Origin of the sequence: Acinetobacter sp. YH12070 (assembly GCF_013419625.1) — a bacterium.
GTDB classification, from domain to species: Bacteria; Pseudomonadota; Gammaproteobacteria; order Pseudomonadales; family Moraxellaceae; genus Acinetobacter; species Acinetobacter amyesii.
The window spans coordinates 1-10,450 of sequence record NZ_VOZT01000080.1 but is presented as its reverse complement, the minus strand read 5'-3'; the positions used below and the strand labels follow the sequence as shown (position 1 = coordinate 10,450).

Genomic DNA, 10,450 nt, shown 5'->3' with positions numbered 1-10,450 from the left:
CGTTGTCTTTCACGCCAATGTTTTGCATGCTTGGCCAGAAAAATGAGTCGTTCTCGCTGTTCTAAACTAAGTGGTACAGAAACAATTCGAGGCATGTGTGAACATCTGTTAACTAAAAAAACTTTTTCGCATGATTAGTTATTTTTGTCAACTTACAAGGTAATGAGATTAATACCCTTGACGGAACGGTGGTGTTTGCCTGACCAAAAATAGCTAACTAAGTCCATATGCTGACTATACGGTTTATCTAAAACAGTATCATCAATACTGACTATAAGTTTATTATTATCAATATGTTGAATTGCTTCCTGATATAGGTCGTGAGGTGTGTAGTCTTCACGCTCTAGAAAGCGATTTACACTATCATGCGAGATATTATAAGTCTCGGCAAGTTGTGTGCAGCTAATAGAGTTCGGTTCTGTCATGAGAAAGCCCATATAAATGGGTAGAGTACAAGTTGCTGTAGAAGCATTTTTAATTCGTCTGATCACAGATACTTTATAAAGTATTTTAATACTTTTTTGAATCCGTCAATGCGTAAGTCCTAATTTAATCTAAATATCAACCAAATTGATTAAAAATCAGTCTTATCAGTTTTAGTATTTAATAATCAAGGCATTAAATTACTTCATTAGCTCATTGCGCCTTAAAGCCATAATGTGAATCAAAACACGGTTTTATTATTTATTTTATCTTAATTCTCAATTTATCCCTATTTGCAGGGATAGCGTCGAATCACCCCTCTCTCAGATAATAAAAGCACGACATACAAGAACAGTAATTCGCTGTACTCGCCAAAATAATCAAAATATTTACAAAACCTTAGCTAAATAAATCAGCGACTACTGTTCTACCGTCATTATGCTTTGGGGAAAGATCATGACAAAATTTAAAACCATCATTGGGGCTGGCTGCCTCTTAAGCTGTCTCAGCTTCATTGCCTGTGGCGACAACGACCAATCGACAACAGATTCGACGATTCAAGAAGAGGAAGTAGACTCACCGACTGTCATCTCGAATCCACCACGTTTGAAAGCCAATGCACAAGGTGAGCATGAACTGCTGATTGCCTATAAACGCCAAGCCTTATACGACCCTGAAACGGGTGAAAATGACCTATTACAGGTCAGAGGCTATCTGACTAAACCTGAACTCTGGAACTCGAAAAATAGCGATGGCAGTGTTTCTGATGTACTGGTTGGCCCACAAATTCGTGCGAAACAAGGTGACAATTTAAAAATTCATCTGGTCAATCATCTCCCTGTTGAATCGACGGAGACCTGTCCAAGTCCAGTGACCAATATTAACCAAGGGAACTGTTTTAACACCACAAATTTACATACACATGGTCTCTGGGTTAGCCCGCAAGGAAATAGTGACAACGTATTTTTGAGCTTAAAACCTCAGCAAGATTTTCATTACGAATTTAAGATCGAACCGAATCATCCTGCGGGAACATTTTGGTATCACTCGCATGTGCATGGTTCAACCGCGATTCAGGTCTCAAGCGGCATGGCTGGCCCTTTGATTATTGAGGGAGAGCGAAAACCCGTCATTCGACAGGGGCAAATTCAGCAGACTGGAGATTTGGACATCTTATGGAAAAATCAAAAAACCCAGCAGTATGACCATGAAAAAATCATGCTGTTCCAGCAGATTCAATACAATGAAGATTGCGACAGCAATTTAAGCCAAGTGAATGGTACACCCTGCATCTATAGCTTAGAAGATTATTCAAAACTCGATATACCCACCTCATGGGCGGATGAAAATCGTTTTACCAGTATCAATGGCAAAATGTTTGGTGAAATTAAGGTGGATCAGAACCAATACCACCGCTGGCGCATGATTCACGGCGGTATCCGTGACACCATTGGTTTGACCATCAAAGAACTGCCTGATTCTGCGCTCTTTACCGCAGAGCAAACCCTTAGTGAATGTCAAAAGTATCAAAGCAAGTCGATGTCTTCACAGTTTAAAACGCTGAAAACATTACCGTTGTATACCCTTGCACAAGACGGCTTGACCATGGGAAAAATCCAAAAGCAAGGGATTGAAATTTTTCAGCCGGGTTATCGCTTTGATGCCATGCTCTCTTTCCCGACCACCAATAAATACTGTGTATACGATGCCAAGCTGAATCTAGAAGATGAAATTAATGCGCCTGAATCAAGTCCGCTACTGCGTCGCGCACCGGAAGAAAAACTTAATACACAGCTCCTCGGTTGGGTCAATGTAAAAGCAACCCAACTACCGCAGCAAACGCCTTATAACTTTTTGAAAAGTCAGGCAACCCAATTGAAACTGGCACCAGAAGTGATTGCACAGCTCGAACAGGGTGATTTATCAGCCTTTATCTCTCATGCGAGTTTAATGACTACTGAAGTCGATGAAATGCTCAAAAAAATGGCGAAGCAAATCACCAACTTTGACATTCTGTTCAATGCAGATGGCAGCTTTAAATTTGGTATTCGTCATGCCGATGAAGGCACCTTGATAAGCTTTGGAGATGCCTACCACGATGAAGACCATACCCACCATAGCTATGTCCGCAAGCTTCCAATCGGGCAAACCCAAGAGTGGGAGTTGAGTAGTAATGTTGCAAGTCATCCCTTCCATATCCATGTCAATCCATTCCAAGTCGTGAAAATATTGAATGAAAATGGTGTCGATGTCAGTGCCATCGGCAGCTCAGATAAAGATGGTGCAGGAAATATTGACTCGCAATATCATGGAATGAAAGGCGTTTGGAAAGATACGCTCTTCGTCAAACAGGGCTATAAAATCTTTGTGCGCAGCAAGTACGAAAAATTTGAAGGCGACTTCGTGCTGCACTGCCATATTTTAGACCATGAAGATCAAGGCATGATGGAAACCGTGCGTATTTGTGGCGACCAATATGATTGTAATAGTGAACCGCCTTCACATCATTCCACTATGGATATGACTGCAAGCGATATGCCGACACACAGTCACTAAGACCGATCTATGCTGTACAAAAGCCCATATCAATATGGGCTTTTTGTTTGCCTAACACTGCGGCTTGCTGCAAAATAACATGATTAATGATATCTAAAATTTATACTGAGGCTGGTCATGACAACGTCTATGGCATTCACATCTTTTTCTCTCAACGGTGTCGATGCACAAAAATTTCTACAAGGGCAAGTGACTTTGCATGTTGAACGCCTTGAAGAAAATGCAACACGTTATACTGCAATCTGCGACCTCAAAGGCCGTATTCACTTTGGTTTATGGCTCACCAAACACAGTGCTGAAAGTTTTTCTATTGTCACTACGGCAGATCAAGCCGAAGAATTTGCCAAACATATTAAAAAATTTGGTGCATTTTCTAAGATGAAACTTGAAGAAACTGGTACAGTTTTTCCAAGTTTAGTCAGTGATGAAACGACATTTTCTTCGGAACCGACGGATGTTGCAGCATGGGAAATTCAAGCGATTCAAGCGGGTCAGGCCTATATCGACCAAGCCATTGAACATGTGTTCCAACCACAAGAGTTACGTCTACATCAGCGTGAAGGTGTCCACTATGACAAAGGCTGTTATTTGGGTCAGGAAGTGATTGCACGTTTATGGTTTAAAGCCAAACCAAAAGCTTGGTTGCATGCAATTCAAGGCACGGGTACTGCTCCTGCACAAGGCGAACAGCTGAATAAAGGCGTACAAGTCGTCAATAGCGCGGCTGTAGATAATGGTTATGTAGCATTGGTTGTTGCTCGTCCAGAAGCTTTAGAAGAGTTAGATGTAACTGTTTTAGCCTTGCCTGAAGCATTGAATGGTGATGTGGCGCGTCCTGCTTAAGCATCTTAATTTTGAAAATAAGAGCCAAATTACAAAAGTTGTTTGGCTCTTATTCTGATTACTATTTAAAATTACAACAAAATATAAAGATTTATAAAAATGCTCATCCCTTTCCCATTTCGCTTTTTCTTATTGAATTGCCTCATTCTCTTCAGTTGTTTTATATCACCAAATATTTATGCCGAGATAGATTCAGCAGTATTGGAAGAGCTAAAAAATAGCAATGTGGTCGATCAAACCAACTCGCTTTCCCGCGATGAAATTGTCCAATTGAAAAAGCAAAACGAGCAGCTTTATCAGCAAAAGCATATCGACTTTAAAATTTTGATGATTCCCTCGACCAATGGAAAACCTATTGATCAATATGCACTTGAGATATTCAATAAACTTAAAATTGGCAATGAGAAGCTCGATAACGGCTTACTACTTTTGGTTGCAAAAGATGATCGTAAAATGCGGTTCGAGGTAGGTTATGGTTTAGAGGGAGATTTCACTGATCTAGAAGCTGGGCGCATAATTCGACACACACTCGCTCCAAATTTCCAAAATAATGACTATTTTAATGGCTTTAAAGAAACACAAAAAAAGTTACTAGATAAATCAATTACTCTTGGTAAACCTAAAAACGAAGATCAAAAAATAGATCACATTCTAAAAACAATAGCTGGAATATTTCTATCATTCTTATTGTGTATCCCACTCTATTGGTGTTACACAAAAGTGATTATTAAATTTGGTACTAATGGTGCCTTAGGTGCTTTTATTGGACTCCTTATCTTTGAAATTTTTATTCATCTTTTGATTTTTGGTTATTTAAATTTTGGAAAAATTGCATTTTTACTTTGCGCATCTATTCCTCTTTATGCCCCTTTTATGTTGACTATATTTCTTCCCTTCAATGAACCATACAGATTACTTAAAACTATTTTATACAGCTTACCACTTCAGATTTTTGCTTTATTTGGCTTCGGCATTTTTTACTTCATCGAATTCTATCCTCAAATATCATTCATTATATTAACATCTATAACCACTTGTTTTATTTTACTTTTATTAAGATATGCAGTGTTTTTATATCGATTCAGAGCAGGGACTGAAAATACCTATCTCACCGCTTTTTATAATCAATATTTACAAGAAAAAGCACGTCAAAAAATGTTGGATGAACAATATGAGCGTTTAAATCCTTTCAATAAAACGAGCAAATCAAGTCAGTCTTCTTCCTCTAGTTACAGCTCTTCATCGTCAAGCAGCAGTTCTTCATCAGGAAGCAGCTTAAGTAGTTCTTCCTCATCTTCCTCACGAGATTCAGGAGGAAGCTCAGGCGGCGGCGGCGCATCGGGTTCATGGTAATACCTAAAACGAAGTTGCGATTAAAGATTAATTTTTTAAAATCCAATCACTCAAAGCCAAAGCCTAAAACTTTGGCTTTTTATCACTCATTTTTCTCTCACATAGTAAATCACCCCTGCCCGATCATCCGAAAAATAAAAAGATTTTTCATCGATCTTATAAATATCAGCAGGTCGCCCAATTACCGTTTTCCCGACTAAAAAGCCATTCATAAAGGTTTCAAGTTTTTGTCCTTTACGCATAATTGCAATTTGATAGCCATGGCCAATCGCTTCTTCGGTAGAGCCATGCAAGGCCACTAAAAAAGAATTTTTGATGGTGTCATCTGTGTCTGGATGATCAAAATAATCAAAACCCAGTGCTGAGGAATGCGAAGGGAAATAAGCATAGGGCGATGGAACATTTTTACAGCCAGATGCACGTTTAAATTTAGAGTCCGCCAAGACTTTTCCCTGCCATGCATAACATGCGGGCCAACCATAATCGACATCCTGTTTTAGCGCATAAAAAGTTTCATCTGGTTTTTTACTTCCCAAATGATCAGAACCTTGATTGGTCGCAAATAGAAATCTACCGATCCATTTTAGCCCAACAGCATTACGCAAACCTGCCGCATACACCCGTTGCTCTGAACCATCAGGATTCATCTCGATGACGGATGCTCGCACTTTTTCTTTTTCTACACAGGCGTTACAACTCGAACCAACCGACACATAAACTTTTCCATTCCCACCAATAGCAATCGTCCGAGTCAGGTGCCAACCGCCGTATTTATAACTCAAACCATAATCTGGAAATGTCGCTAAAACCTCAGCCTTACCCGAAGGCTGAGTTTCACCTCTGTTGAATTTTTGCCGTGTCAGTTGGTGCGTTTCTGCCAAATAAAGCCAATCCTGTCCTTGAGCATCGGTATAAAACTGAACTGAATTTGGATTTCTCAAACCGGTCAGATAAGGAATGATTTTGCCAAATTTACCTGTGTCAGCATTCCAATCATCCAATATATACACAGTACCTTTTTTATTATCTGTTAGATCATACATATCCGTGACAAACATTCTGCTATCAGGTGCTTGCGCAAAAAAACGAACACGTTTGAGACCTTCGGCAGCAGGAATAATTTCATACTGCGCAGGCAAATTTAATGAAAACTGCTTGCCATTTTTTAAATGGATTGGATGCGGTACAAGTTTGGGTTGTTGCGCCCAACTGGTCATTGAACAGGCGAAACCAAGGATCAAGATGGCGCTTATTTTTTTCATATTTAAATACATCCCAATGAATCATGTATATCTGTATTCATCATAGATGTCTTGTATCTATTTTATTCAATTTATATTTTTAGAAAATATTATACTTTTGAAAATTAAAGTTTTTTTAAATCACATACGCTGTTGCAGTACACAACAGTCAAAATAAGGAGGAACTGTATTCCCCCTCACGTCTTTGTTTTTAAATCATGATTTTAATCAAAATCCATGAAACAACTTATTCATATCTTTGCATACATATTCTTTAAAATGATAGGCGCGCGCATGTTTGGCATCAAATTTAGCTTCTAAATCACCTTTTTTGAAAATATAAACACGATCCTCTTTACTGACTAAAAACTCTGCACCCAGTTTCATCAAAAGCGCATCGATTTTATCTTCATCTGCAATCGATTCATCTGCATTAATTTTATCGTAATTGCGTTTAATGCCTTTAATAAACATCGCGCTGCCTCAGAGAAAATAACAATGCGCGATTAAATCAGAGTCCTGCTTTTTTGCAAAGGCTTTTGATGCAATAAAGTCATGGCTTTTAAAGCGCTAAGGGCAATCAACATTATTTTATAAAAACGCTTTAAATCACAATTCCTCACTTTACATTTACGTAAATCTACCTATGATGTAAAAACCGACAAAAATAACCACCAAAACACATAAACGGAATTATGTGTATGATTTACAAAAGGTTTCAAGATGAAAAAAATCCTACTCGCAAGCATTTTGGCAATGAGCACTCAACTCGCTTTTGCTGAAACTAAAACAAATGCCGTCGATCCTGAATTTGCTAAAGTGGAAGCTATGGTCAAGGCCAAAGATATGAATGGCGCCTACCAAACACTGAGCAAGCTTGCAGCAAAAGGTAATGCTCAGGCTATTTATAATTTGGGCTATCTTACTCAAACAGGTCAAGGCGTAGCGAAGGATGAGAAAAAAGCCATCCAACTCTATGAACAGGCTGCAGCCAAAGGTTACCCAGTTGCTAACTATGTTTTAGGTAAAAATTATGCAACGGGCACACTGGGCTTAAAACAAGACACCAATAAGGCCAAACAATATTTAGAACGCGCATCTTCGGCTGGTTTTGATGATGCCTCCATCGACTATGCCATTTTACTTTTTGCAGAAAATAAACCTGAGTCAGATAAATTGGCACTCAGCAAACTTGATCCGCTGATTAAAAAAGGCAACTACCCTGCGATTCATGCCAAAGCACTTTATGACATCAGTGCGGGCTTTAAAGCTAAAAATGAAAAGCCTATTCAGCAAGGTCTAAATAGCATTCAAGAGTTAGCAAAAAAAGGCTATGTCCCTGCATTGATGGCGGTGGGCAATATGTTTGTAAATGGCAATATCATCCCGCAAAATTTGCCTGAAGCTAAAAAAATATTCAGTGCATTAGCCAAAGAAAATATTCCACAAGCCAAAGAATCTTTGGCAACCGTGGATAAAATGATTGCTGAACAAGCCAAAGCACCTAAAGCCAAAGCACCTAAAGCCAAAGCACCTAAAGCCAATGCGAAAAAGAGTTAATTGAGCATTAAAAAAAGCCCTGCACATGCAGGGCTTTTTCATGGGTTTAAGCAAATCTTGAGCTGATCAAAATCACGCCCACCACAGACTGATTAATACACCTGTTACGACAAAGCCCAAGATAGTACTCATCAACAAAGGCGTTAAGGTCTTTTCATTTAAGCCATAAACTTGTCCAAGCATGGCAAAAATCGTCGGCATCGGTAATGCGGCAATAATCGTCCCTGCATATAACATCTCTTGGCTGACATCGGTCAAATAACGTAAGCCTAAATAAGTCAGTAAAGGCATCACCAAGTTGCTTGAAATCACCAAATAGAAGCTCTGAGCATTCACATACTTTAAGCTCATACCGACAATCCCACCACCAATTGCAAACAGCGCCAGTGGTGAAGCCGTTTGACCTAACATCGCCAGTACATCATTGATTTGATGAGGCAAACGGATTTGGAAAATTGCAAACCCAATCCCTAGCATTACCCCTGCAAAGAGTGGATTTTTTAACAGGGTCATTAAGGTATTTTTGATGATGTCGCCAATATTGGCTTTTTGCTGTGAACTTCCTAATTGTGCAAGGACCAGCACCGTTGGAATCAGTAGCACACTTTCAATGATGACGATTAATGAGGTATAGGTCATCGCATTTTGACCGACCAACAAGCTTAGCACTGCAGTGCCAATTAAGCCTGTATTTGACATGCCAGCGCCTAGTGACAGTACCGCTGTTTGCGACATATTATTTTTAAAATGTGTCGACAATAGCCAATAGGCCATGCCATACAGTAAAAACGTGACTCCGGTATAAACAAAGAAATAGCCGGGATACCAAATTTGATGCAAATCTTTAGAAGCTAATGACTGAAAAAACAAAGCCGGCAGTGCAATCTTAATCACAAATGCACCAATGGTTCCGACCTGTTCTTTACTCAATAAACTGCATTTTACAGACAGATATCCCAAGGCCAAAAGAAAAAAGATTGGACCAATCACCTCAAAGACCATACGAAATATCCTGTGTAATAGACTCTTCCATCCACACCCTCAACCTGAGAGTGTGGATCGGACCTCTATTTTGAAAATTAGAAAGCCGTAAATTGACTTCTTTGTGCATGCGGCTGACAGCGTAAGTACTGCGGAGAAATTTTTAAATTTTCACCGAGTTCTGCAGCAGCATGCCATGGCCAACGCGGGTCATATTGAATTGCACGAGCAAGACCAATCGCATCTGCCATGCCATATTGTAAGATGCCTTCGGCTTGCATTGCTTCGGTAATTAAACCCACAGCAATTACGGGAACCTGAACGGCTTGCTTAATAGCTTCTGCAAAGGGCACTTGATAACTGGCTTGTAATTGAATTTTTTGCGCAACATCTAAGCCGCCACTAGAAACATGAATATAGGCTGTGCCTAGTTGTGCAAGCGCTTTTGACAAACCAACAGCCGAGTCTAGATCCCAACTCGGTGCTTCAGTATATTCCATCCAATCAGTTGCGGAAATACGTACCCCTATTGGATAATCTTCAGGAACGGTATTTTTCATGGCTTGGAACACTTCAAGCGTCAGCCGAATGCGATTTTCCAGACTGCCACCATATTCATCGCTACGCTGATTCGACAATGGCGACATAAATTGATGCAGCAAATAACCATGTGCAGCATGTAGCTCAATTAAGTCAAAGCCTGCATCTACCGCACGTTTTGCTGAATCGGCAAAGTCTTGAATGATCTGTTGGATTTCTTCTCGGCTTAAAGCATGGGGTGCATGATCTGTGGCATTAAAGGGCAACTCACTTGCTGAAACAGTTTGCCATCCTTGAGGGTGATCTGGGGGTAATTGTCCACGTCCTGCCCAAGGTTTATCTGTCGATGCCTTACGACCCGCATGTGCCAGTTGGATAGCAAATGGCATAGGTGAAAGTGATTTCACCTTGGCCAATAGTGCCTTCATCTGTGCGCGTTGCATATCATTCCAAAGGCCGAGGTCTGCATAGCTAATGCGCCCCTCTGCCTGTACAGCCGTTGCCTCGACGATACAAAGTCCGGCACCTGACAAGGCATAATTCGCCCATTGTTGCTCATGCCAATAGCTTAACTCCCCTTGCTCATTGGCTGAATACTGACACATGGGTGCAATCACGATTCGATTACTCAGCCCCAATGTTCCAAACTGAATTGGTTGAAATAACAACGCCACATCACTCTCCTTTTAGAAGGCTTTGGTCACACTTAATCCTGCACTCCAATTCAAACCATCAGCGGGTTCAAAGAAGCGTCCGTTTCCATCATTGACGATCACTGAGCCGACATAGTTCTCATCAAACAAATTATCTGCACGTACATAGGTTTTATAGCCAAATCCTAAAAACTATAGAACAATAGAGATATGGGATATTCAAAAGATTTTAAAGATAAAGTCATAGAAATTATGATTCGAGATGAAATGTCTGTGCGAAAAGCAGCACAGCATTTTAAC

The 10,450-nt window shown here is 40.0% G+C and carries 8 protein-coding genes and 2 pseudogenes; 4 read left to right on the top strand and 6 right to left on the bottom strand.

The window, feature by feature from the left end; all coding sequences use genetic code 11:
- Together FTU17_RS15890 and FTU17_RS15885 are read right to left on the bottom strand one after the other, a co-directional pair.
- Nucleotides 1-95: pseudogene (locus FTU17_RS15890) on the bottom strand (helix-turn-helix domain-containing protein); the annotation flags it as partial.
- Nucleotides 96-155: 60 nt separating this feature from the next.
- Nucleotides 156-491 (bottom strand): annotated as a pseudogene (locus FTU17_RS15885) (IS701 family transposase); the annotation flags it as partial.
- 388 nt (nucleotides 492-879) lie between these two features.
- Between FTU17_RS15885 and FTU17_RS15880 the strand changes: the two are divergent.
- From FTU17_RS15880 to FTU17_RS15870, 3 genes are all read left to right on the top strand, one after another.
- Entirely contained in the window at nucleotides 880-2,979 is a 2,100-nt protein-coding gene (locus tag FTU17_RS15880) for a multicopper oxidase family protein (RefSeq protein WP_180135994.1), read from the top strand.
- Between the two features lie 117 nt (nucleotides 2,980-3,096).
- Entirely contained in the window at nucleotides 3,097-3,822 is a 726-nt protein-coding gene (locus tag FTU17_RS15875) for a folate-binding protein YgfZ (protein WP_257220772.1), read from the top strand.
- 99 nt (nucleotides 3,823-3,921) lie between these two features.
- Entirely contained in the window at nucleotides 3,922-5,175 is a 1,254-nt protein-coding gene (locus FTU17_RS15870; protein ID WP_180135992.1) for a YgcG family protein, read from the top strand.
- Between the two features lie 86 nt (nucleotides 5,176-5,261).
- Here the strand turns inward: FTU17_RS15870 and FTU17_RS15865 are convergent, their stop codons facing one another.
- Nucleotides 5,262-6,437, bottom strand: coding sequence for a sorbosone dehydrogenase family protein (locus FTU17_RS15865; RefSeq protein WP_180135990.1), 1,176 nt, complete (start codon nucleotides 6,435-6,437; stop codon nucleotides 5,262-5,264).
- 207 nt (nucleotides 6,438-6,644) lie between these two features.
- Nucleotides 6,645-6,890 carry a hypothetical protein gene (locus tag FTU17_RS15860; protein WP_078191141.1) on the bottom strand — a complete coding sequence of 82 codons (246 nt, stop codon included), beginning with the start codon at nucleotides 6,888-6,890 and terminating at the stop codon, nucleotides 6,645-6,647.
- A gap of 249 nt (nucleotides 6,891-7,139) precedes the next feature.
- On the opposite strand from FTU17_RS15860, the gene FTU17_RS15855 reads away from it, so the two are divergent.
- On the top strand, nucleotides 7,140-7,976 hold the full coding sequence (locus FTU17_RS15855) for a tetratricopeptide repeat protein (protein WP_180135988.1): 837 nt from the start codon (nucleotides 7,140-7,142) through the stop codon (nucleotides 7,974-7,976).
- 72 nt (nucleotides 7,977-8,048) lie between these two features.
- Here the strand turns inward: FTU17_RS15855 and FTU17_RS15850 are convergent, their stop codons facing one another.
- Both FTU17_RS15850 and FTU17_RS15845 read right to left on the bottom strand, forming a co-directional pair.
- The gene (locus FTU17_RS15850; RefSeq protein ID WP_180027265.1) at nucleotides 8,049-8,978 is read right to left on the bottom strand and encodes an AEC family transporter; all 930 of its coding nucleotides are present in this window, start codon (nucleotides 8,976-8,978) and stop codon (nucleotides 8,049-8,051) included.
- A gap of 77 nt (nucleotides 8,979-9,055) precedes the next feature.
- Complete coding sequence (locus tag FTU17_RS15845; protein WP_180135987.1) at nucleotides 9,056-10,171, bottom strand: NADH:flavin oxidoreductase/NADH oxidase; 1,116 nt, start codon at nucleotides 10,169-10,171, stop codon at nucleotides 9,056-9,058.
- Nucleotides 10,172-10,450: the final 279 nt, after the last annotated feature.

Coding starts and splice junctions, on each gene's coding strand:
- FTU17_RS15880 (WP_180135994.1), top strand. CDS start 880: ATGACAAAATTTAAAACCATCATTGGGGCTGGCTGCCTCTTAAGCTGT.
- FTU17_RS15875 (WP_257220772.1), top strand. CDS start 3,097: ATGACAACGTCTATGGCATTCACATCTTTTTCTCTCAACGGTGTCGAT.
- FTU17_RS15870 (WP_180135992.1), top strand. CDS start 3,922: ATGCTCATCCCTTTCCCATTTCGCTTTTTCTTATTGAATTGCCTCATT.
- FTU17_RS15865 (WP_180135990.1), bottom strand. CDS start 6,437: ATGAAAAAAATAAGCGCCATCTTGATCCTTGGTTTCGCCTGTTCAATG.
- FTU17_RS15860 (WP_078191141.1), bottom strand. CDS start 6,890: ATGTTTATTAAAGGCATTAAACGCAATTACGATAAAATTAATGCAGAT.
- FTU17_RS15855 (WP_180135988.1), top strand. CDS start 7,140: ATGAAAAAAATCCTACTCGCAAGCATTTTGGCAATGAGCACTCAACTC.
- FTU17_RS15850 (WP_180027265.1), bottom strand. CDS start 8,978: ATGGTCTTTGAGGTGATTGGTCCAATCTTTTTTCTTTTGGCCTTGGGA.